At 56.5% G+C, this 23,503-nt stretch carries 16 protein-coding genes and 1 rRNA gene; 10 read left to right on the top strand and 7 right to left on the bottom strand.

All coding sequences use genetic code 11. The features are described 5' to 3' along the window. Both IB255_RS10860 and IB255_RS10855 read right to left on the bottom strand, forming a co-directional pair. Positions 1-121 (bottom strand): 16S ribosomal RNA (locus IB255_RS10860); the annotation flags it as partial. 241 nt (positions 122-362) lie between these two features. Next, positions 363-584 carry a hypothetical protein gene (locus IB255_RS10855; protein ID WP_192210327.1) on the bottom strand — a complete coding sequence of 74 codons (222 nt, stop codon included), beginning with the start codon at positions 582-584 and terminating at the stop codon, positions 363-365. A gap of 554 nt (positions 585-1,138) precedes the next feature. Between IB255_RS10855 and IB255_RS10850 the strand changes: the two genes are divergently transcribed. From IB255_RS10850 to IB255_RS10825, 6 genes are all read left to right on the top strand, one after another. Further along, on the top strand, positions 1,139-1,633 hold the full coding sequence (locus IB255_RS10850) for a Bro-N domain-containing protein (protein WP_081518139.1): 495 nt from the start codon (positions 1,139-1,141) through the stop codon (positions 1,631-1,633). A 570-nt stretch (positions 1,634-2,203) separates the two neighbouring features. After that, positions 2,204-2,596, top strand: coding sequence for an HIT family protein (locus IB255_RS31240; protein WP_192210325.1), 393 nt, complete (start codon positions 2,204-2,206; stop codon positions 2,594-2,596). Beyond that, positions 2,593-3,669, top strand: coding sequence for an HNH endonuclease (locus tag IB255_RS10840; protein ID WP_192210323.1), 1,077 nt, complete (start codon positions 2,593-2,595; stop codon positions 3,667-3,669). The genes IB255_RS31240 and IB255_RS10840 overlap by 4 nt, the downstream gene beginning before the upstream one ends. Positions 3,670-3,755: 86 nt before the next feature. Continuing rightward, entirely contained in the window at positions 3,756-4,109 is a 354-nt protein-coding gene (locus IB255_RS10835) for a nucleotide pyrophosphohydrolase (RefSeq protein ID WP_225594814.1), read from the top strand. Positions 4,110-4,137: 28 nt separating this feature from the next. After that, positions 4,138-5,994, top strand: a complete 1,857-nt coding sequence (locus IB255_RS10830) for a DUF2075 domain-containing protein (RefSeq protein ID WP_192210319.1) — start codon at positions 4,138-4,140, stop codon at positions 5,992-5,994. 129 nt (positions 5,995-6,123) lie between these two features. Next, on the top strand, positions 6,124-7,239 hold the full coding sequence (locus tag IB255_RS10825; RefSeq protein ID WP_192210317.1) for an HNH endonuclease: 1,116 nt from the start codon (positions 6,124-6,126) through the stop codon (positions 7,237-7,239). A 120-nt stretch (positions 7,240-7,359) separates the two neighbouring features. On the opposite strand, the gene IB255_RS10820 is transcribed toward IB255_RS10825, so the two are convergent. The 3 genes from IB255_RS10820 to IB255_RS10810 form a co-directional block, all read right to left on the bottom strand. Next, positions 7,360-8,190, bottom strand: a complete 831-nt coding sequence (locus tag IB255_RS10820; protein ID WP_192210315.1) for a restriction endonuclease — start codon at positions 8,188-8,190, stop codon at positions 7,360-7,362. A gap of 151 nt (positions 8,191-8,341) precedes the next feature. Further along, the gene (locus IB255_RS10815) at positions 8,342-9,175 is read right to left on the bottom strand and encodes a hypothetical protein (protein ID WP_192210313.1); all 834 of its coding nucleotides are present in this window, start codon (positions 9,173-9,175) and stop codon (positions 8,342-8,344) included. A 97-nt stretch (positions 9,176-9,272) separates the two neighbouring features. Beyond that, a complete protein-coding gene (locus tag IB255_RS10810; protein ID WP_192210312.1) occupies positions 9,273-11,033 on the bottom strand; it encodes a hypothetical protein in 1,761 nt (586 codons plus the stop codon). 442 nt (positions 11,034-11,475) lie between these two features. Between IB255_RS10810 and IB255_RS10805 the strand changes: the two genes are divergently transcribed. Genes IB255_RS10805 through IB255_RS10790 form a run of 4 tightly spaced genes read left to right on the top strand, consistent with a single transcriptional unit; the run spans position 11,476 to position 19,662 of the window. Continuing rightward, positions 11,476-12,984 (top strand): TIGR02677 family protein, encoded by a 1,509-nt coding sequence (locus IB255_RS10805; RefSeq protein WP_225594743.1) that lies wholly within the window; start codon positions 11,476-11,478, stop codon positions 12,982-12,984. After that, positions 12,981-14,249 carry a TIGR02678 family protein gene (locus IB255_RS10800; protein ID WP_192210311.1) on the top strand — a complete coding sequence of 423 codons (1,269 nt, stop codon included), beginning with the start codon at positions 12,981-12,983 and terminating at the stop codon, positions 14,247-14,249. Before IB255_RS10805 ends, IB255_RS10800 begins: the two co-directional genes overlap by 4 nt. Then, positions 14,246-18,391, top strand: a complete 4,146-nt coding sequence (locus IB255_RS10795; protein WP_192210310.1) for a TIGR02680 family protein — start codon at positions 14,246-14,248, stop codon at positions 18,389-18,391. Before IB255_RS10800 ends, IB255_RS10795 begins: the two co-directional genes overlap by 4 nt. Beyond that, positions 18,388-19,662 (top strand): TIGR02679 family protein, encoded by a 1,275-nt coding sequence (locus IB255_RS10790; RefSeq protein ID WP_192210309.1) that lies wholly within the window; start codon positions 18,388-18,390, stop codon positions 19,660-19,662. The genes IB255_RS10795 and IB255_RS10790 overlap by 4 nt, the downstream gene beginning before the upstream one ends. A 258-nt stretch (positions 19,663-19,920) precedes the next feature. Here the strand turns inward: IB255_RS10790 and IB255_RS10785 are convergent, their stop codons facing one another. Beyond that, complete coding sequence (locus IB255_RS10785; protein WP_192210308.1) at positions 19,921-21,708, bottom strand: ATP-dependent helicase; 1,788 nt, start codon at positions 21,706-21,708, stop codon at positions 19,921-19,923. Beyond that, on the bottom strand, positions 21,701-23,500 hold the full coding sequence (locus IB255_RS10780; protein ID WP_192210307.1) for an ATP-dependent nuclease: 1,800 nt from the start codon (positions 23,498-23,500) through the stop codon (positions 21,701-21,703). The genes IB255_RS10785 and IB255_RS10780 overlap by 8 nt, the downstream gene beginning before the upstream one ends. Between the last annotated feature and the right edge of the window lie 3 nt (positions 23,501-23,503).

The raw sequence follows: 23,503 nt of genomic DNA, 5'->3' as shown, positions 1-23,503 counted from the left end.
CTAGGCATTACTCACCCGTCCGCCGCTGAATCCGGGAGCAAGCTCCCATCATCCGCTCGACTTGCATGTGTTAGGCCTGCCGCCAGCGTTCAATCTGAGCCATGATCAAACTCTTCAGTTCAATACTGCTTGGGTTTTGAGAAAACCCTAAACTTGGCTCAGCAATCGCATGCTCTATTTAAAGAGCTAAAACTCTCGAATTCACGAGTGTTACTTGCGTTGCTGATAATCAGTCGATCATCAGTCTTACATCACAAGCACCCACACGAATTGCTTGATTCAACTTGTTAAAGAGCAGTTGGTTAAGGCTTTCGCCTCAACCGAGGCGCGCATTCTACGCTAACCTCACCCTCCGTCAAGCTTTATTTTTCGAAAATTTCTTTTCTACTCAATCGCTTGTGCTTCAGCGAAGGAAACCTTCTCATCAGCGGGAGGCGCATTCTACAGCGATCAAACTCGCTGTCAACCACCTCGGCGACCTTCTTTTCAGCTCGCTGCCGGAGCAGCCAATGAAGAGCGGCAAGTGAATCACCTGCCTGATCACCACCCTCAACTTCGAATCCCTGTAAGTACTTGATTTTCAAGTTCTTTCAGCGCTTAGTCGTTGGGAGTGGTGCGCATTATAGGGAGTTTAAATTGGCCGTCAACGACTTTTTGCAGAAAGATGACAAAGGGGCTTCTCCCCTCCCCCCTTTATATAGAAGCAGCACGTGCCCGCCCCCGCTCCGCACCGGCGCAGCAACGGTTTCCAGCCAGCTACGCTCTGCCACCTATATAAAGAAGGCACCGCTGAACCTCACATCCCAGAGATGCGCTTCCCGGATTCCTACGCGCTTTGCAGGTTGCCGCCTCGGCAAGCCCTCCCCCATCCTCCACCCGTCACGGTCAATCCCGTGACCAGGTTTAGCGACTTGAGAGATGGCGCGACTGCGCTGAAAGCGCATGCGGGAAACAGCGAAGGTTTCCTGTAGGCCCTTTCACGCCTGTAGTATTCACTACTGGCTCTATGGCGGATCGCGCGGGGAGACCCTCGGGTCTGCCGGTACCATCTCCCGGTTCGCTAACCCTGCGCGGTCCGCCACCCTTCGAATAGCGACGACGCGTGGCGGCTCCTCAACCTCGTAGATGGAGCTCCACCATGCAAGACGCCTACAGACCTGTCATTTTCCAACGCCATACCCTCCAGTTACGCGCCGTCCTGATCGACCACCAGCCCTGGTTCGTCGGCCTCGACTTCGGCCGCTTAATCGGCACCGGCCGCCCCTACCACCTGCCCAAGCGCATGGACCCGGAACAGAAACGCGCCGTTGTCCTGGAATACCTCAGCGGCTTCCGCGAGGAAGTGGAAGTCATCAGCGAATCCGGCGCCTACAAAGCCCTCTACCGCTTCTGGCACCCCGAACACCGCCACATCGCCAAATGGCTCAGCGACGAAGTCCTCCCCACCCTCCACGACACCCAGCACATCCCCGACACTCACCCCCACCGCGCCTTCATGACCTGGGCCGACCAACGCATCGGCGTCATCAAGTGGCAAGGCGAAATATGGATAGCGCGACGGGACCTGCCGACATTTCTGGCGGCGCAGGATGATTGGGCGCTCAGGGACGCGCCGAGTTGGCGGACGATTTAGGTAATCTTTGCGAAAAGAGAAATACAAAAAGGCCGGTTCATTGCTGAACCGGCCTTTTCAGATTTTGGTCGGGACGGAGTGATTCGAACACTCTACCCCTTGCACCCCATGCGAGTAGTCGACCATGTAACCCATTGATTTTAAAAGCACTACTCAGGACGCTCGCTGCAACCGATGTCCTACAGCTCCCCACGATTATTTACGGTTTCCCGCAAAAGTCCCTGGCGCCGCGAATGGCTGTGAGCCGAATACGCAGCACTTTCGGCTCACTGAATGAGCCGAATAAGCCCGGTAATCTACGCACATACGATCAATCACCACGGATGCCCTCTGTGGCTCAAATGATCGCGCGTCAATGGGCCTCCAACTCAGCGATCCGCCGAGATGCTTGGGCCGTAGCAAGTCCTTTGCCGGCTTGAGGGTTGAGCCGATACAAGGCCAGGGGGCAAAGCTCGACAAAAGGCTCGAGGCTGAGCACATGGTGAGCTATTCAGCTTTCTTGCCCGGAGATTCCGCAGGTGCCAAAGTTCGGGTTTTAAGCGCGTTCACTTTGGAATTGTTCGCCATCCCATGACCGAAATAGCCTGCCCCTTCTGCACCCTGCCCTCCTCTCGAGTCCTTGGGGAAAATCTCCACGCTTTCTGGATCCGGGACGGGTACCCAATATCACCTGGGCATAGCCTGATCATCCCCAAAAGGCATGTCGGATCCTTTTTTGAGGCAACGCCAGAGGAACGGGCTGCACTTCTGACGCTCTTGGACGAGGCCAGAAGCAATGTTGAGAAGGAATATCAGCCTGATGGCTACAACATCGGCATCAATGACAGCGCGGCTGCAGGCCAGACCGTTCCACACCTACATATCCATCTCATCCCACGCTTTCACGGCGACATGAAGGACCCCCGAGGTGGCGTACGCTGGATCATTCCGGCTAAAGCGGATTACTGGAGTCAGCGAGAGTGAGCCTGAATACTCCGCCGCCTTCAGCTGACGCACAGTTACTCTTCCTCACGAAGCTGCAAAGACTTTTTGCCGAGGGTGATTTCACCGCGACCTACAAATTCGCTCTTCTCATCGTGCTAGCTGACTTAGCGGTTGAGCTCGGTACTGATAACGGGGACTCACTTGATCTCACTACACGAGAGATTGGTGAACGCTTCATCCAGCTCTACTGGCACCAGACCTCCCCTTATTTGGCCTCGCAACCAGACGCCACGCCCAAAGTGCTCATCCAAAACAACGGAGCACAGGCTGCAGTTGTCTCAGCTATCGAGAGTTTTCGAGCTAGAACGCTTTGCTCAAGCCCTTTAGCTGCATCCAAACATCCGGAATACGCATCTCTACGGGCAACCGTGACTCAGACCGTGTCAGCGCAGCCGCTGACTTACCTCCAAAATTTTGCCGGCGGTACTGATGAATTCATCTATGAAAGGCCGGCACGCGGGCTCGTTCGGCTTAAGAGCGGTGTAGCGTTCTGCTTCCGACGTTTCCAACCCATACTGCAAGAGATTGCGCGCTCAAACTGGGTGAAGCACATCAAGAATAATCGTCTCAACCACATGATTCTGGGCGTAGCTGATGATCTTGAGCAGTTCCTGTTTGAGGCGTCCCGCCAGTCTCTAGCTTCGCTAGCCGTCGGACTCCGAAAGGTTGATGGCAATAACTGCTTCTATTGCGGCGCGCCCTTGAACAAGGTCGACATTGACCACTTCATTCCCTTCTCACTTTACCCGCGGGACTTAGCCCACAACTTTCTTCTTGCACACCCTGCTTGCAACCGAAGCAAGTCGTCCATGTTGGCGGGCAGGCAGCACCTGGAGCGATGGCTCGAGCGTCTGGCCAAACGTGGCGACGACATTGCGGATATTGGCCTCCAAGCGGGCCTCGTTGTTGACGCTCAAGCATGTCGCCGAGTCGTCAACTGGGCTTACTCCAATGCCTATTCAAGCGGAGCTACCGCGTGGCTCAGGCCGGGCATTTTTGAAACAGTCGACAGGGATTTCTTAAGCTTGGCCGTACTGGGTTCTCCAGGATGACCCGCTTACTAAGCCCCGTCTAAGCCCTCTGAATACTCGACTTAATACGATAGGAATTCATAGTGACATCCCAAAGCACCCCAGCCCTGGTCGACGTAACGCATCTTGCGAAAGAGCTTGAGCAGTTTGCCAATGACCGTAACTGGGCTCAGTTCCACTCCCCCAAAAATCTGGCAATGGCCCTGAGCGGCGAGGTAGGTGAACTCGTGGAGATTTTCCAGTGGATGACTGAAGACGCCTCCAAGGCGGCAGCTGGCAACCCGGAGACATCCCAAGCTGTGAAGGATGAGCTTGCGGACGTGCTTATGTATGTGGTCCGGCTTGCCTCTGTACTCGGGGTAGACTTGAACGCTGCAGCCCAGCAGAAGCTGAAGCTCAACGCTGAAAAATATCCAGTCGCTAAAGCCTGGAACACAAGCAAGAAGTACGATCAGATCTAGACCTGACGTTTGCCAAGGAAGACTGAAGTTGATTGTCTACGAAGCCACGAAGAAGCAGTTCCTTCACGTACATGACAATGAAGACATCGAGGATGTAATCCTCGCCCACTACACCGCCAAAACAGGCAAGCGAGTTGGGCGCTCCGAAATGGAGTCCTGGAGGGGATCTCTCGGCTACATGGCCAAGGTCCTTCGCGATGAAGGGGTACCTGACGATGCAGGTCTCGCTATCGAGCTGCACCTTCCTCAATCGTCAAAACGAATCGACTTCACCCTAACCGGTCACGGCGAGGCCGGCCAAAAAAATGCCGTTCTCATCGAGCTCAAGCAATGGAGCTCATCGAGGCTGTCTGAGAAAGACGCCATCATCGTCACCGCGCTAGGTAAAGGCTTGAACGAGACCGTTCATCCCTCATACCAGGCTTGGTCTTATGCCTCCTTGCTCGAAGGCTTCAACGAGGCCGTATACGACCGCAGCATCGCTCTTCGACCATGCGCCTATCTGCACAACTATGTGCGCGACGGCGTCATTGATGCGCCTCACTACCAGCCTTACATCGAAAAGGCTCCGCTGTTTCTTAAGGGTAAGGACGAGCTCGAGCAGCTGCGGGCATTCATCCGAAAATACATACATTCTGGCGACAGCAAGACTGTTCTATACGAGCTGGTCAATGGCCGTATTCGCCCATCCAAAGCTCTTGCTGACTCGCTGACTGGCCTGCTCAAGGGTAAGCCCGAGTTCGTCCTGATTGACGACCAGAAAGAGGTCTACGAGGCCACGCTTGCCGCCGCAAAATCCTCCTCGAGCGATCAGCCCCGTGTTGTGATAATCGAAGGCGGCCCAGGAACAGGTAAAACCGTCCTTGCGCTGAACCTACTCGTCAAACTGACATCCTTGGGGCTTCTGGGGAAATACGTTTCTAAGAATGCGGCCCCTAGACGTGTTTACGAGACAAAACTGGTTGGGACGATCACTCGAACCAAGTTTTCCCACATGTTCACGGGCTCTGGCTCATTTGTCGATGCCGAGACCAACCTCTTCGACTTCCTGATCGTCGATGAAGCCCACCGGCTCAATGAGAAGAGTGGTCTCTACGCCAACTTGGGTGAGAACCAGATCAAGGAGCTCATCGAGGCCTCCAAGTGCACGGTCTTTTTCATCGACGAGGATCAACGTGTAACCCTGAGCGATATCGGCAGCAAGAAGGCAATACGTCACTTTGCCGAAGCTAAGGGCGCGATAGTCGAAGAGTACGACCTAGCATCGCAGTTCCGCTGCAGCGGCTCTGATGGTTATCTGGCCTGGCTCGATAACGCTTTAGATATCAGGCCAACGGCAAATGAGGTTCTAGATCGTCGCGATTATGACTTCCAGGTCTTCGACACCCCTCAAGCGCTTCATGAGGCCATCGAGGCCCACAACGCAGGCAACAAAGCCCGAGTCGTCGCCGGATACTGCTGGCCATGGCGGAGCAAGAAAGACCCTCTCGCAGACGACATCGTGATCGGCGAGTACCGGCGGCAATGGAATCTAAGCGAAGACGGCAGCCTTTGGATCATTGCTGATCAGTCCATTAATCAGGTGGGATGCATCCATACCTGCCAGGGGCTTGAGGTTGACTATATCGGCGTAATCATCGGGCCAGATCTGGTCGTGAGAAATGGAGAGGTCGTCACCTGCCCCTCCGAGCGGGACAAACATGACAAATCGATTCGCGGCTACAAGAAGCTGAGCAAGGAGGACTCGGCCTTTGCTCAGAGGGAGACCGATCTGATCATCAAGAACACCTACAGAACCCTCATGACCCGAGGAATGAAAGGTTGCTATCTGTATTGCACTGATCCGGAGACGGCTGAGTACTTTCGAAAGTTTCTTGCGCCGTGACCAATGTCCGGCGGGGCAGTGAAACGGGCCATCGTGAGCCATCGTGGGCTTGGCCTAGATCGCGAGCCTGGCTACCTATTTCCATCACTTGATAAACCTTCACCATGAATTCGATCAGGGACGTCTGAATTGATCCTGCCAAACGCCACTGCTGCCAAGCTCGAACGAGCTATCAAACTGTTCGACCGCGATCTGCGCGACACCCAAGAATGGGATGGTTGGGAAGAAAACAGAGCTCATCGCTATGCGATCAAATGGCAAGGCCGCCTCTACCCAGCGAAGAAAATCGTCTCCCTGGCAACAGGAACACCCGTTGGGCATTTTTCCGGAGGCATCCAAACCAACGGCTATCTTCGAGCGCGCGGATTCGAGGTCATTAACCTACGAGGGGCTGAGAACTCCCCGTTCAAGATTAGCTTTGAAGTGGGCGAGATTTACGATCGTAGAGAAGACATCCATGGTCTGTTCGGCGGTAGCAAACAAAGCGGCATTTCCCCCTCGAAAAAAGCGCCAGTCGTTTTTCTGTTTACCGGAGATAGCGGTAAGCAGTACGGGTACCAGGACCATTTCGATGAAGCCGGCGTATACCATTACACGGGCGAAGGACAATCCGGAGACATGCGTCTTTCGGGTGGAAACAAAGCCGTCTTAAATCATGCACAAGAGGGCCGCTCCCTTCATCTATTCAAGTCTCTCGGCAAGAAGGCAGGCAAAAGCCTTGGCCAAAAATACTTGGGGGAGTTCGTCTGCGCAGACCACTACTGGGCGGAGGGAGAAGACCGCGAGGGGAATCGACGAGCGATTGTGATCTTCCAGCTTGTGCGCCTGAATAGCATGAACGAGGCAGGTATCGAGGATGACGTCGATGAACCTAAGCCTCCTACTCTCGATGACGCTCGCAAGCTCGCCCTGCAGGCAATCGAGTCTGGGGAGCAATCAGCTACAGGAAACGCGCTGCGCAACATCTACAAGCGAAGCGTCAAGGTCAAAAACTATGTACTGATGCGCGCCGCAGGTCTCTGCGAGTCGTGCGGCGAAAATGCTCCATTCAAACGAAAAGATGGTTCTCCCTACCTCGAACCACACCATATCAATCGCCTTTCGGATGGAGGTCTAGATCACCCACGTTTCATTGGTGCGGTATGTCCCGCGTGCCATCGGGAGATCCACTATGGTCTTGATGGCGATGCCAAAAACGAAAGGCTGCGAATTTACGTCGCTAGCGTTGAGCAAAGCCTTAACTAACACACTATAGATTTTTCTCAGTGTGAGCGCAGCACGTTAGGATGCCTTCCATAAGGGAAATATCAAAGAGACACTGAAGACCCTTTGAGCTCATGAGCCGCCTCATCAAGGATGCTGACTCTACCGCAATGACGGCATTACCATGGGACTTTCAGGAAGTGACTGATCTTTACAATAAGTGGAGATCAGATCTCCTCGATCAATTTTCGCAAAGACAAAATCCCCATCCAACCGTCCCAGCATGTGGCCAGGAGCCGCAATAACATAGGTGGCATTCATTGCATCCACGGTTAATATAAAAACCGCCAGATGTTTAGCCTCAAGCCCTCTCACACCCCAATTAACGCCTAAACCATTTAGTTCAACGTATCTCTCTGCTTGGTGCTTTGAATAAAACAGCAAAGCATATGAGTCCTTCCCCTGCCTCATTCCGAACGGTGCAAATGTTTTAATGTCATAGATCGTCCAAAATGGCTGCCCTATCACGTGCGCACCTGGGATAGCGACACTCTCCAACCTCATTCCAAGGAGTCTTCCAATAGAGGGTAACTCGTTTAGTGTTATAGCGATAATTCCGTTATCATTCGCGTATTTTGTCGCACCTTCTTGAAAACCATTAGCAGCCACAATGATTCCCTGCAGGCCAAAGCAGTCCTCAACCTTCCCTTTGAATGCAATCACATCATTACGCTCAACTGCCCGCTTAGTGTTTTTGCACTCTATGGCCACTCTGTGCCGCACGCCGGCAAGCTCAAATTCATAGTACACATCTATTTGATATTCCGATCCATCCCTGCCGCGGACATGCACATTTCGCCCAACGACAGCTTTTTCACCATCTAGATCAATCAAGGTTTGATATACCGCCTGAACATGCTCTTCCAGACCACTCCAATCTTTAGGGCCAGGGCGTTCTTCACTAGACTTAAGAACCTCTATGAGAGCGGCCATCGATGGACCGTTATCCATAAAAAACCCCACGATTGGAAAAGGGAAATTCAGACTTAGTAAGAAATTTTGAACGAAGCCGACGAGTACTACAACCCCACAGAGCGACTGAGCTTTTCACTTACCCTTCTAAATACTTGCTCTGAAACAGACCCTACGGAATGTAGAGGAACACTAAAGCTCCGTTCATAAAGACCGACAGCTTCCTCCTTAGGATCCAAAAGGGAACCCGCCAATACAAAATTACTGAAATACAGTTCTCGCCGTACTTGCTAAAAAATTTTCTAACCTCTAAAGATATCCGCTCATCGCTTGCCTTGAGCTGACTTGATATATTTGAAAACCCATCAATTCTTATGAACTCATTACCCGGATTAATCAACGAGGACATATCAATCGCAGCAATGCCTTTCTGATTACGAAAATCACTTGAGCTAAACCTTCCAACCGCTTGTTTTAGAGCCTTCTCAACATTTTTACCAAAAGTATCTTCTTTAGAGGGTCGTTTACACTCTACAAATATCGAATCCCGCTCATCATGAGCATTAAAATCCGCGACCGTTTTAAAACTTATAGAGTACCCTGCCCGCTTGAAGCATCTAGCCATATAAAGCTCAAACAAAAAATCTCTTGCAGAATTAGGCTTTGAGCCCACCAACTCATCGCTATATCTCTCCTGCCCAGAAATAATCTTCCTTAAACTTTGATGTAAATCCTCACAGTAAAGCTCAGACAGCTTATCTTTTATCTCTATAACTCCATGAACCTCATAAATAGAGCTAGCATAGTCACGATCGGCAGAAATCTGACTGAAGCTCTCACTCCCCCAATTATCAATCAGTCTTTCATAGTGGGCAGCATACCTACCGTATCTGCTAGCGCGAACGTGAAGTCCTTTTGACTCTAGCCAATCCACCGCCTCGCTGTATTTTTCGAGCGTTTTAGATAATGACTCTTTTTTCAATTTTGAATTTACGATTGAAGGCATGCAGCTTTTGCACTCTGAGTAAATTAACTATAAAAGTAGATCCAGTGACACACCAGCCTAAGCCATCAAGCCGCATGTGAAAATCGTTTATTCCGCCTCACTCTTGACAATAAACAATTGGATGAATCCCAGCTTCTTTAGCCGCATGCACAAATGACGAAAGAATCCAGTAGAGCTGGGTTATATTTCCAGCTACAGCCTTACCCTTTTCGATTTTCCTAAACTCCCTTTCTATCATTTTCTTAGAAATGAACGAGCAGCAGATAATGCACCTGCGATTGAATCGGTAATCCTGTCTAACTCGATAAAGGTAATCTTCAAATTTACCAGGAAGGCTTTTTCTTGTTCGACTTAAAAGACCACCACTATAGGTTTTTCGAAATTTATCTTTATATTTTTTTAGGAAAATTTTTGGCTCAATATCCATATTGCCAATGTTTTTAATAGCCTGCCCAACGACCTCATGAAGATTGCTTGCTGACCTGCTGGGCTTTCCGTGTTTGGAGTGTATGAAAGACACAGAGAAATCGGACTGATTAAAGGTGATATGATCAGCCCACTCATTACCCAGGTCATCGCAAAAAATGTAGTCGTCGGCACCATGCGCTCTCTCGACGATGTCGAATATCGAGACGGAATCGAACTTGGTTATCTTCTTCGTGAACTCACCTTTCTCCGAAGTAGCTAAAGAAAGTGTTGGTAGGACCTTCAGAGTTCGAAGCATTGCAGGAATTTCATTGATCCCTGCACCATCCTCGAAGCACTGCCCCATGAAGTACATGTACCTTGGATCGGAAAACGTGATGGTCGCGAGATTATGCTTCTTTATATAGGCCTGAAGCGTCGTCTTCTTGCCGTTTTGCTCGAAATTGACACTTCGAAGTGCCAGGCTATTTACAGCAATTGAGTGCAAATTTTTTTTGAGTTCAGCCTGCCGAAAACTGCCTATGAGCTCATGGTCTGGCGCCGGCCCGATCTCGTAAACTTGCTCCATCTCCGCAATCAAAGATTTGATTTGCTTGGATGTCATCTCGATGACACGACCACTTCTGGTTGTGTAGAAAATTGGAACACCTTGGTTAACTACGTTCTCAACAAAAAAAGAATGCTCCAGCAAAACCGCGTTTGGTGTGCTTGATTTCCAGACCAGGTCTAGATCTATAAATTTGGCAAAATTGTTGAGAAAGTCTTTTTCAGTGGAAGGGTTATGGATGTCGTGTAGCTGTGCCCTAGCCCACTCCACGGCGTGATGGATTGATTTACGCTCCGATGCCTCGACCACGCGACCACTTTGCGCGGATATAGTCTTGGTACGCCCTTTTAGTTTCAGCTTGAAGAAGTACGGGATTGACCTCCCTGCAGCATGTACAGACATAAGCCCTTTCAGATCAGAAGCTTCGAAGGCTCGGCCACGCATAGCACGATCGGAAACGGTCATGTTGCGGGTTGCCATCTTTTGATACTGCGCATCGACGTCACTAAATGCGGAGGTTAGCTCACTACTTCGAATCAGCTTCGCATGTTTATCCATGCTTTCCGCTATACTGGCACAAGACTTTTTAAAAACTGCAATACAGCCATCAACAACAACGATCAATATAAATGCATAAATTGTGTCTTTGATCGGCTGCTGCCAAAAATGTACATCGCGGTCTGTTTTGAAGACACGAAGGCTATAGGAAAACTTGCTGCCATCTGGAAGCGTATCCTCATGATCAAGAATGTCCGCGATAAGCGCGCTGCCAATTGTCATATTGGAACTAGCAGCTTCGAGGATGACGGTAAGCGTAGCCTTCGTGAAAGGTGCAGTTGGACGATAGAACTGGGCATTCTGCGTAAGTAGAAGATCTTGCGACATCACGGTCCTTCCTTGGAATTCTGGCAGTTAGTGGCATAACGCCACCTATATTTCTGATGTACGGCATACGCCCCCCCAGCGTCAAGTCAGGCAGCCCTTACCTGGCCAATTCTGGCCGTTCTTTGGACGCAACAGTGGCGCCAACCCCCGTAATCAACCCCTATACAAATGAAACCAAGAGAACTGCACCGTTGACGCTGCAGCAGTAGAAGTGCAGTAGTGCATGAGCTGCCAATGGGCCCGGCCTCAAGCGGGCGCGGTGCAAAAATAGCGCTGCTACGGACACACTGCACCGGCATCCCTTTACCCCTTGCCACGTGAATCGCGGGTAAGGCTTGGCAAATAGCGAAGAGGACTGAAGAATGGCCTCGTCGATCACGGAAGGTCACTGAGGCAAAATTTGGTGATTCACGAATCATCCTGGCCGGAAGCTTCAGCGGACTTGTTCCGCCACGCCACGGCGGAAAAAGCAGCCCTCTATCGCGCCATCATGGAGGTGTTCGCTGCTGCCAAGCGCCAGTACCGCCTGCAATTACGGCCCGACGAAGTATTGTCCGAGGCGAAATGGGGTCAACGGACGCCACCGGCTCAGGAAGAGGTTGCCGCTGCATTAGCTCAGTTGGCGGCCTGGGGCAATCTCGAATCGCAGCCGGACATGACGCGTGTATCCACGCTCAATGACTATTACCGGGCACGTTTTCTCTATCGGCTATCGCGCGGCGGCGAGGCAGTAGAGGCAGGGCTGACCGCGTTCGCGCAGAGCCTCCGTCATAGAGCCGAGCTACAAACGGTCGCGCTGGAGGATATCGACAGCCGTCTACAGGCCTTGCAGCGACTAATGAGCGAAGCGCAATCCAGGGATGATTTGGATACTGCCAAGGCACATGAAATTCTGCGCGATCTGGTGCGGGTGTTTGAGGGCCTTGCTGAAAACGCCCAAGCGTTCATGGCCGGGGTGGCACGTAGTTTGGAACTACAGCAGGCCGACGCAACCACATTGGTCGCCTACAAGCGACGGTTGATCGACTATCTCGAACGCTTCATGGGCGATCTGATCCGTCGCTCCGACGCCATCGCCCGCACGTTGCATGACCTGTCCACCTCCATCGACTACGTCTTGCGCCAAGTCGCCACACGTGAAGCACGTGATACCGCCCCCGACGGCACTGGCGAACAGGCAGAGGAAGCACAACGCCGCCAGGGTATCTGGCGCGAGCGCTGGAAAGGATTACGTGGTTGGTTCCTGGCAACCGGCAACGAACCACCTCAAGCAGAACTGCTGCGTGCGAGGGCACGCTCGGCGATTCCGCAACTGTTAAGTGCCATCGCGACGATCAATGAGCGCCGCAGTGGGCGCAGCGACCGGTCGGCCGATTTCCGAGTGTTGGCGCAGTGGTTCGCTGCATGCGACACCGACGACGATGCTCACCGTCTTGCGCATGCAGCCTTCGCGTTACACCCAGCACGCCACTTCTCACTTGAGGTTGCTGAAGCAGACGACGTGCCAGCGAGCACCTCTTGGCTGGATGCACCGCCGCTGATCATAAATCCTCGCCTGCGCGAGTATGGAGAAGCGGCACCGCGTGGCGCACTGGCGAAAGTGCGGGATCGTAGCCGGGATCGTGCGCTGATGGCTCAGCAATTAGCGGAGGAATCGCGTCAGGTCGAAGCCGCGCGCCGGAGATTGGCGACCGGCAGCCCGACTCGCCTATCGGAGCTAGGTGAGCTCGATGTGCATGCTTTCGGCCTCTTTCTAGGATTGCTTGGCGAGGCACTGGCTGAACAACAGGACCCGAACAGCCCTGTCGAGCGCCAAACGGGCGACGGTCTGCTGCATATTCGCCTGGAACCTCTGGCTGAAAACAGCCGCGCCCAAATCTGCACGGCCGCCGGCGTGTTCTCCGGCCGGGATCATCTGCTGACGATCCGGCTCACCGAGGACAGATCATGAGCATACCCTCGTCCCGCCGTGGCATCCGACATGTCGGAGAAACACAGAAGGCGCAGCAACAAGACGAATTCCGCCGGGCTCTGCGCAGCCTGCTGATGTGCCCGCTCATGCCGCCGGGGCACGCGGACTTCCCCGCCGTACGTCGCCAAGCCGAGCGCCTGCGCGAGTGGTTCGCCCGCGAGACCGGCTGGCCGCTGCATGTGGACCGCGAGGGTGCCCGCCTGTTCAAGCGCCCGGCCGACCTGTCCGCCCCGACCCGCGGCCTGCCGGACTATGACCGACGTCGCTATGTACTGCTGAGTCTGGCTGCTGCAGTGCTGGAGCGAGCCGACCCGCAGATCACCCTGCGACAGATCGGCGAACGGATCGTACAACAAGCCGCCGACCCGGCATTGAAGACATTGGGTTTCGCCTTCACCTTGCACGGCGCTGCCGAAAGGCGCGAGTTGGTCATGGTGTGCCGTACCCTCCTGGCTCATGGCGTTCTCGAACGTGTCGCTGGCGAGGAAGAGAGTTACGTACAGGACGGCAGCGGGCCACAGTCCGACGCGCTCTACGACATTCACCGGCGCTTGCTGGCCGGCCTGCTGGCGGCGGTGCGCGGGCCCTCGACCTGGAGCACAGAGGAGACTCCGGGAAGTACCGAGGCGCGGCTGCATGCACTGGTGGCCGGCTTTACAGCGGACAGCGAGCAAGGCAGGCGCGACGCCATACGCCACCACCTGGCGCGACGCCTGCTCGACGATCCGGTGCTGTATACCGACAGCCTGGATGAAGAGACGCGCAGCTATTTCCTCAATCAGCGGGGTGTTCTCGCCAACCGCCTGTGTGAAGCCACCGGACTGGTCGCCGAGCAACGTGCCGAAGGCCTGGCCCTGATCGATGAGAGCGGGCAACTGACGGATGTAGCCATGCCCGCCGAGGGCACTGAGGCTCATGTAACGCTGCTGGTAGCGGAGTACCTAGCTCGGCGTCTGCGGGATAAACGTGCCCCATTGCGAGCGACCGAAAGCGAGATTGCCCTGTTCCTGCGCGAGGCCGCTGGGCGATATGGCCGCTACTGGCGCAAATCGGCGCGCGCGCCAGGCGCCGAACACGAGCTGGCGGAAATCGCCATCGTTCGCCTATGTCGTCTGGGCCTAATGCTGCGTGATATGCATGGCGTACATCCGTTGCCCGCTATCGCCCGCTTCTCCCTCGGACAGACCGAGGTACGCAACGCCCTGGGGGCCGAAACCCTGTTTCTAACCGAGCCTGACGCATGACCAGCGACCTATTCATCACCTCCTCCCGCCCCGCACTGCCCAAACCTCTGCGCGAACGCTGGCAGCCCTTACGTCTTGGCCTCGTCGAACTGTTCCACTACGACAGCGAGGAGTTCTGGTTCCACGATGGTCATTTACTTCTACGCGGCAATAACGGTACCGGGAAATCCAAGGTGCTGTCGCTGACCTTACCGTTGCTGCTGGACGCACAATTGCGCTCGTCGCGCGTCGAGCCCGACGGTGATAGCGGCAAAAAGATGGCCTGGAACCTCCTGGTCGGCAACTATCCCCGCCGTATCGGCTACAGCTGGATCGAGTTCGGCCGACGCGAGCTCGATGGCCGCCCCCGCTACCTGACCCTGGGGGTCGGTTTGTCGGCAGTCGATGGCCGAGCTCAAGTGGACAGCTGGTTTTTCATCGTGGAAGGTGACGGCACGACACTAGACCCACGTATCGGCGAAGATCTCTGGCTTACCACTGCCGAGCGCCAGGTTCTTACTCGCGAGCGCTTGCGCGATGCACTTGGCGGACGCGGTCAGCTATTCGAAAACCATCAGCTGTATCGCCGTGCCGTGGACGAGCGCCTGTTCCAGCTAGGGACACGGCGCTATGACGCGCTGATGGATACGCTGATCCAGCTGCGCCAGCCACAACTGTCGAAGAAACCCGACGAAACCGGCCTTTCCAATGCCCTGAGCGAGTCGCTGCCACCGCTACCACCCGAGCTGCTGGGCGATGTGGCCGAAGCGCTCAACCAGTTGGAGGAAGACCGCACTCAATTGGAAGAAACGCGCCTTCTGGAGCAAACCGTCACCCAGTTTGAACGGCGCTACCGCATCTATACCGGTATGTTGGCGCGGCGCCAGGCACGCGAACTACGCCAGGCTCAAACCCATTTCGACAACGCCAGCGAGGCCCGCAATCAAGCGCAGGCTGAACTCGCCGGCGCACAGAGCGCGCAGGGTGAGGCTTTTGCGGAGCACGAAGCCGCGAAGCTGAAGTATTCGGCGGCCCGGGAGCTGGTAGATACGCTGCAGAGCGATCCCGCCAACCAGGACGCCAACCGTCTTGCCTTGGAAGAGCGCAATGCCACTGAACGGCAACATGCAGCTCACACGGCAGGCCGACAGCGCGATCAAGCGCGTAGCAAACTCAATAGCGAAGTAGAACTGAGCCAGCGACGGACCGCTGCGGCCACTCAAGCTCGCGATGAGCTGGACAAGTCGCGTACTCGTACGCTGGACGCGGCCGAAGCACTCGCTATAACAGCAGACCTCGCAATCAACCCACTGCTTAGCCTTGAAGCCGAAGTGCTCGCGGCACATCCGCCCGAGTACAGGGCCGCTGAAGAAGCCCTGCGCGAGCTGGTGAGAAATCGGCGCCAGGACATCGCCCATCTGCGTAAGCGTCATGCCGAAGTTAGCCAACACCAAGCGGTACTGGCGGACAAGCAAGAACACGTTCGAAGCATTCGCGGTGAAATGGACATAGCACTGGCGCAACGCGAGCGGGCCGATCAGCACGCCGAACAGGCAGGCAGCGTTTTGCTCGGAGCCTGGTCCGAGCACTGCACAAGCCTCGTCCAGCTGCGCTTCGATGCTGAGCAGCCCTTGCTGCAACTGGCCGAGTGGGTGGCCCTTCCGGAAGGCGAAAACCCGGCGCAAGTGGCACTGGACAACGCCTGGCAGACGACGCTACAACGACACGCCGCCCAACAGGCGGAGCTGGACAGTAACCTTACTAGCCTGGACAAGCAGCGCGCCGATATCGAGGACGAGTGCACCCGCCTGGCCGCTGGCGAAGATGCGCTGCCCGCCGAGCCGACCACCCGGGCCAGTGGTGTGCGCCTGCAACGGCATGGCGCGCCACTCTGGCACCTGGTGGATTTCCACCCGAGCCTGGATGCCGCGCAACGGGCCGGGCTGGAAGCCGCCCTGGAAGCCAGCGGCCTGCTTGACGCCTGGCTGTCGCCAAATGGGGTATTGAGCGATAACGACGGTACGCCGCTGCTGGATAGCAGCTGGCACCAGCGCGCGCCAGTGAACGGTGCCAACCTGAACGCTGCGCTGATTCCCGCATTGCCCGAGGCCTGCCCGATCACACTAGCTACGCTGACTGCGCTGTTGGCGGGCGTGGCTTACGGCACGCAGGAGCCGAGCGATGCCGAAGCCTGGCTGTCGCCTGATGGTCGCTATCGTCTGGGGCCGCTGGCAGGTGCCTGGCAAAAAACCGAGGCAGGCTACATCGGCCGTAGCGCACGGGAGCTGGCGCGACAACGACGGCTGGAAGCACTCGCCACCCTCCTCGCCGAACTCGACATGGCGCAAGCCAAGCTCGAACGGCAATACGAAACCCTGGCCGCCGAGCGCAACCAAGCCGAACGGGAACGGAAAAGCGTACCCTCCGAGCGCCAACTGCACGATGCGATTGCTGCCGCGCTGCAGGCCGCCCGTGATGTTGATCGGACCCGGCAGCTGCTGGCGCTGGCCGAAACGCGCAGCCAGGAAGCCAAAGACGCATGGCAATCGGCACGCGAGCAGTTACACCACGACGCGACCGACCTGAGCCTGCCGGCAGACCCCGAGCTGCTACCGGCAACCGAAGAGGCCTTGGAACACTTCGCCAACGTCCAGGCGCATCTGGTCCAGGCAGCGCGCGACTGGCAGCGCGCATGGCCCGATCAGTGCCAGCAGCAACAGCGCGAAGGCGAAGCGCGCAGGGTGCTGGAACAGGCTGAGGAAACCCTGATGGTCGCCGACGAGCAGGCCGAACAGGCCCGGGTCCGCTTGGAGGCGCTACGCCAGTCCATCGGCCAGCAGGTGGAAGAATTGCTGGCAAAACTGGCCACCGCGCTCGCCGGACGTGCGCAGGCCGAGCAGGACGCCGAAACACGCCGCACAGCGCTGGGCGAAGCGGAAAAAAGGCTGGCCGTGACCGCAGCGCACGTCGAACGCACTGAGCAGACTCTGAGCGAGCGTAGCAACGAGCGCGCCATGGCCGTCGAACGCCTTCGCCATTTCAGCGCCAGCGGCCTGCTGGCCGCCGCATTGCCGGACCTGCAATTGCCTGAGCATTGGAGTATCGACCCGGCGCTGAACCTAGCCCGCCGCATCGAACAGGCGCTGGCTGACATCGCCGATGACGAGGTCACTTGGGCCCGCGTACAGAAACAGATCGCCGAAGACCTAAGTGAACTACAGCGCGGGCTGAGCGCCTTGAACCACCAGGCCATCTCAGAACCCAACGATTGGGGCATCACCGTCACAATCCAGTACCAGAACCGTGCCGAGCGCCCCGATACCCTCGCGCTACTGTTGGCCGAGGATATCGCCCAGCGCAGCGAACTGTTGTCTGCGCGCGAACGCGAGGTATTGGAAAATCACCTCCAGGCGGAAATCGCCGCCGAACTCCAGCGCCTGATGCGGGCTGCCGACGACCGAGTCAAGGCGATAAACCACGAACTGCACAAACGCCCAACCACCACAGGCGTACGCTACCGTCTTCTATGGGAGCCGCTATCCACCGAGGAAGGTGCGCCAGCCGGCCTGGAAGCTGCCCGCCAGAGCCTGCTCAATACCAGCGCAGACCTTTGGACGGCCGAGGACCGGCGCGCAGTAGGCATCATGCTGCAACAGCAGATCGCCACCGAACGCGCCCTGGCCGACGCCGACAGCGCCGGCAGAAGCCTGCTCGATCAACTCGCCCACGCGTTGGACTACCGCTATTGGCACCGTTTCCGCATCCAGCGCCAGCAGGATGGTCAATGGCGTAAGCTGTCCGGGCCGGCTTCCAGCGGCGAGCGCGCACTGGGCCTGACCGTACCACTATTCGCAGCGATCGCCAGCTTCTACGGCCACGGCGGCAGTCCCTTGGCGCCACGCTTGATGCTGCTCGACGAAGCCTTCGCCGGTATCGACGATACCGCCCGCGCCCACTGCATGGGCCTGGTGCGGGAATTCGACCTGGACTTCGTCATCACCAGCGAACGGGAGTGGGCCTGCTATGCGGAGCTACCTGGCGTGTCGATCTGCCAGTTACAGCGTCGTGAAGGTATCGATGCGGTGTTCGTCTCGCGCTGGACCTGGGATGGACGGGCTAAGCGACTCGAAGAAGATCCTGATCGCAGGTTCCCCTTGGCATGAAGACCAGCCCCGACTTACGTCTACAGCGCCTGCTCGGCGGGCCAGCACTGGCCGCCCTGCGCCAGCGCCTGCGCCGCCGCTTTGAGCTCGCCGATGCCGAGCAGTCGCTATCCTCGGTTCACTTGAGCAACCTTGCCGCGGAAGAGTACTCGGCTCTTTGCCAACTGACTGGTCGTCCCTCGCGTATAGCACGCTCAATGACGCTGGACATTACCGACCTCGATGCTCGGTTGCGTGCAGCCGGGCTCGCCACCTCGCTACAAGATGCCCTAGAGCAGCTGGATGGCCCAATTGTTGCGAAAGCCAGGCTCCGTAAAACGCTATCGGAACAATGGTCGGCCCTGACAACGTCGGCGTCGGCCGAAAGCAGCCCGATTCTCCGCGCCTGGCTGCAAAACTCAGCCACCTCCATGCCCCTGCTAAAGCGTCTTGGGCGTGATCCCGCGCGCGCCAATCAGCTACTGGCAGCGACTGATACTGTGCTCCGCCGTCTGCCCGAGGAAGGACTGCCTCGCTCGCAACTTGCCGCCGAAACGCTGGGCGATGCCCATGCGCTGGATCCCGGCCGTCCTGTAGCGACCCTGGTACTGTCGGCGTGGCGCCTGCACGAGCGCGCGGGCGGCTCTCAAGAAGATGAGGCAACAACCGAGACTGGCGGTGGAGCCGAAGAGCGTGTGCGGGAGGTCTGGTCGAGGACGGGAGTTCTCGTCAACGAGCTGGCCCGCCCTGCTCTCTTTCTTAACTTGCCTGCGCTGCCAGACACTGCCCACACCTGGCTGCCTGGCGAGCCCGCCTACCTCTCACTGCGGCAATTGGTTCGCAAGCCGTATTCCTGGGCAGTAGACGGACGGAATGTGTACGTATGTGAAAACCCGAACATATTAGCCATCGTCGCCGACCGTCTGGGTGCCGGTAGTGCTCCATTAGTCTGCACCGATGGCATGCCCGCCGCTGCGCAGCGAATTCTACTCGACCAGTTGGCCGCCGCCGGCGCGCGCCTGCACTACCATGGCGACTACGACTGGCCAGGGATCGTCATCGGCAATCACGTCATGCGTACTTGGCAGGCAGCCCCTTGGCGATTCGGGTGCAGAGACTACCTCGAAGCGGTGATGGTAACGCCGACGCGATCGCGCGATTTGGACATCAACGGGGTCGAGGCTCTATGGGACAAAGAGCTGCATACAGCTATGGACACCCAAGGACTCGCCATTCCAGAGGAGGCGGTTTTCAGCACGCTCTTAGACGATCTGAGCCATAAGGTGAATTAACCCACTCCATCATCAACAGATCGCCTAAACCAGCGTAGTCAAAGGGATTGGCAGTGATCGACATGGGCCTTGACCGTCATAAGCGTCAACCTTTTGCTGGCGCGGAAGATGGGGCAATTTGCGGGGTGGCGATTCTGGCTAGCCCATTGTCAATCGGTAGACATCAAGAGCGCGTCGTATGCACAGCATCATGGCGCCCAAGCATTCGTGCCGCAGCTTTGCCCCGTAGGAAGGCTGCCGGCATCAAATACGGGGCCATCAAGCACCCTCGGCCAAGTGATCTTCAATTTCTTCCACAAACGGCGATGAACGCCCCGCGGTGTGCACCAGATGAATCTCAGACTTAGCACGCGTAAAGCCTACGTAGAACAGCCGGCGCGCCTCGACGACCTGTTGCGGACCAACACCGTTGCGCGGTAACCGGCCGCGGTCCATACCAAACATAAACACCACATCGAACTCCCTGCCCTTCGCGCTGTGCAGCGTCGACAGTGTTAGCCGATTCAAATGTTCGCCGTCGCCAGCCAACTCGCCCAGAACCATATCTGCACGATCTCCCGCCGGGGCAATCCGAGCAGCGAAGACGGCCAGGGTGTCCATCTCATCCCTCAGCGCAGGACATTCGGAGACGAATGGCTGGATCACCTCCATCGACAGTCTTGCAAGCCAACCATGTAGGTTCAGGTTCGCCTCCCGGCTATCCCACAGGGTGGCGATCAATTGGCGATGAAAGTCCATCGCCTGGCCATCGCTATGTATGGACTCTGCGAACAGTCGCCGCCCCTCCCGCGCTAGCTGAGCAAAACGCGGCTTCCCCGTTCGCCATCCACCACAACACCATTGGCCACACAATTCCAACCACTGCATGACGCGACTGGAACGTGGGTACAGGGCGTTGCCATCTGTGCGCACGATTGGTATGCCGGCAGCTTGCGCCGCCCCGGCTACAGCATCGCCGATCCATGCGGCCGGGTAGAGCACTGCAACATTACGGTAACTGAGTTGCGGGTGACGCCTCAGCGCCTGGGGCAACAACTCGCCGACAAGGCGGGCCGATTGCTGCTCATAGGTACCGCCTGTCGGGTGAATATAAACAGTTCCCTGCGCCGCAGCATCAGCCGCCTCGTAGTCACGCTCTTCACCCAAGGCCACGCGCGATGCCAGGACGATACGGTTCCCACTGCGGTAGTTCAGCCGCAGGCGCACAGTCTCGACGTCGTCGCGCTCTGACAATCTGCGGAGCAAATCAGGGCGAGCCCCAGTGAATCCGTAAATCGACTGATCAATGTCGCCCACTGCAAAGAGCCGCATGCCCGCTCGAAAACACAACCCCATCACCATACGATGCAACGCGACACCAAGGTCCTGGTACTCATCGACGACAAGTACGGGGTATTTGGCGAGCAACGCCCGCTGCAACCACGGGTTTTCACGCAGCGCTCGAACCGCGAGCAAGGGCATATCATCGAAGTCGATCAAGCCACGACGACGAAGCTGTGCTTCGTAGGTTTCCACAAGGCGCGCAAGCTCCGGATCGGTATCAGTCCATTCTTGACTGTCGCGATTTAAGATTGATCGGCGATAGTTGCCAAGCCGGAACTCCCAATCTTGAGGATTGCCGGGCGCTTCGATCGTGAGGTTCACCGCTTCGGCCAGTGCTGCCTGTCGCTCAGCCCGGGTCGCCACGCCGAAGCCCTCAGGCAAACCCAATCGGGCAACCTTGGCATAAGGTAAGAGGATCTGCGTAAGCGAGAAGGAATGCACGGTCCCGACAAACACACGTCCACCCGGCGCCACTCCGAGTGAAGCCAGCCGAACTTCCAGCTCACGCGCGCATTCATTGTTATATGTGATGCACGCGATGCCGCGAGATTCCGGCACGTCCTCCACGAGCATACGCGCCAACTTTGTCACAAGAGTCTTGGTTTTCCCACTCCCGGGCCCCGCCAGCACGACGCAATGACCACGGGATTCGTATGCAGCCCATTGCCCCGCATTGCGCTGAAGCTGCGCGGCCGCCCGCAGGTAGGCCGCGCGATCAGACACGGTCGACCACGTAGGTAATTGCGCGCGCAATGTAGGGGGGCGGTGCAATACCCTCAATGCGAGACGCCAAACGCTGTGCAAATCGCCCTTTTCCGACGGCTTCGATCAGCTTGAGGTAGTTCTCCCGATCCAACGTCTCTGGGTCGTCTTCCCACTGGTTCACCCAAACCTGCCGCTCCTCGCTTAACCTTTGCTCCCGGAGTGTTTCGATGATGGCCGCTGTGAAATCTTCATCTTCAAACAAGTCGACTTCTAACGTGTCGAGATTGGTGAAAACTCCATACCCCTCACAGCGATCAGAGAAATCGCTGTACTGCTCGATCCTCTTGATCTCCTCGATGAGCCCACGTTGATCCTCACCCGTTCGGACTTCCTCAATAGTTTTTACGAGTCGCCACGAACGGTTGTAGCCGAGAGGTGTCCGGTCTCCCTGTGGATCCCAATCGGTCACTATTGAAAACGGGATGCCTAAGGCAGCAAGGAATTTCGAGTATGGCGTGAAGTTCGTGCCCGCTACCGAGCACACCGTAATACCGAGATGATCGAGATCGTGCCCCATTGAGGCGGCAAACACCGGCAGCAAGAATTTCTCGGCATCCCCTTCGACCAAGACAATCCCTCGTGCGAACAGCATCTCGGCACGCGTCACGTCAAGGTAGCGCGCAAGATCGTCCTCCTCTTCATCGGTGAGGTCGATCGACGCGGCCGAGGCGGCCACAGTTCCCTCGTCAACCGTGTCGCGAAGCAGCACCAGGGAACGCAGAGGTGCGACGCTAGCAATATGCGGCGAGTGTGTTGTCAGGAGTAGTGAGAGCGACTCATTCTCCTCCTCACCCGCAAGACCTTCGAATAGATGGCGATACACGGACCGTTGCAGATGGGGGTGCAAGTGGGCCTCTGGCTCCTCAATTGCCAGTAAAGTGTGGTCGCGCCGGTTCTCGCCCATCAGTTGGCGAAGCTCCAGGGCCTTCAAGGTCAGGAACGCCACATTAGCCGAACCGAGACTGGCCTCGCTAATTGTGCGTAGGCCGCCATCGATCAGTAGCCGAAGATTGCGGAACAGGCGTGTCACGTCGGTCGTCCCGAACCCTAGGCTAGGTTCGATATCCTGCTTGGGACCGCTCATCGATGCGAACAGTTGCTGCAGAGCCTGCTCCAAGTTCTGCACCGAAGGGAAATCCGCCAGTTGTCCCGTCGCGGCCTGGACAGCATTGCGAACACCTGCGAGGTCTTCGCCAGACACGCTTGCAAAGGCGCGTTCGAGCAAGGGCCGCAAAGGCGAGCGGCGCCACGTAGCTAGATCACCTTCAGCATCGCGCAGCGCCGGCAGGAGGTCCATAGCAATGCGCCGACGCACTTCGTGACCAAACCGCTTCGTCTCGACTTCACCGCCGAAGCAGATGAACTCGTAGTCGTCGTCGCATTCTGGCGCCCCCTCTAAGCCAGGAATCGGCCGGAAATTGTAGGTAAGCCGCACTGTGTGCGGATCGTCGTCAAGTCGAAAGTCCGTGAGCTGAGCGAGAAGATCCAGATCATCTTCAAACTCCTGCAACTCTACGAAGACAGTGATTTCTTCGTCTTCGAGTGGCTCTCCCAAGCCATCCCAGAAATCGCCCTGCCCAAGCTGTCGACCGCTATCGGGTAAGCTGGGATCGAAAACAAGTCGCAAAGCATGAAGCAGGTTACTCTTACCAACGCGATTCTCGCCGACGATGACGACACTTCCATCTACGACGATGTCTGCGTCGCGAAAGTTGCGAAAATTGCTAACGTAAATTCTTGTGAGTTTCATGCC

The organism is Pseudomonas sp. PDM22, from assembly GCF_014851965.1.
Classification (GTDB): Bacteria; Pseudomonadota; Gammaproteobacteria; order Pseudomonadales; family Pseudomonadaceae; genus Pseudomonas.
The sequence above is the reverse complement of the archived record's forward strand: the minus strand, read 5'-3'. Positions and strand labels throughout refer to the sequence as shown.

Excerpts from the sequence above, each read along its gene's own strand:
- IB255_RS10850 (WP_081518139.1), top strand. The coding sequence starts at position 1,139 with ATGCAAGACGCCTACAGACCTGTCATTTTCCAACGCCATACCCTCCAG.
- IB255_RS10810 (WP_192210312.1), bottom strand. The coding sequence starts at position 11,033 with ATGTCGCAAGATCTTCTACTTACGCAGAATGCCCAGTTCTATCGTCCA.
- IB255_RS10780 (WP_192210307.1), bottom strand. The coding sequence starts at position 23,500 with ATGAAACTCACAAGAATTTACGTTAGCAATTTTCGCAACTTTCGCGAC.
- IB255_RS10820 (WP_192210315.1), bottom strand. The coding sequence starts at position 8,190 with ATGGCCGCTCTCATAGAGGTTCTTAAGTCTAGTGAAGAACGCCCTGGC.
- IB255_RS10800 (WP_192210311.1), top strand. The coding sequence starts at position 12,981 with ATGAGCATACCCTCGTCCCGCCGTGGCATCCGACATGTCGGAGAAACA.
- IB255_RS10790 (WP_192210309.1), top strand. The coding sequence starts at position 18,388 with ATGAAGACCAGCCCCGACTTACGTCTACAGCGCCTGCTCGGCGGGCCA.
- IB255_RS10815 (WP_192210313.1), bottom strand. The coding sequence starts at position 9,175 with ATGCCTTCAATCGTAAATTCAAAATTGAAAAAAGAGTCATTATCTAAA.
- IB255_RS10795 (WP_192210310.1), top strand. The coding sequence starts at position 14,246 with ATGACCAGCGACCTATTCATCACCTCCTCCCGCCCCGCACTGCCCAAA.
- IB255_RS31240 (WP_192210325.1), top strand. The coding sequence starts at position 2,204 with ATGACCGAAATAGCCTGCCCCTTCTGCACCCTGCCCTCCTCTCGAGTC.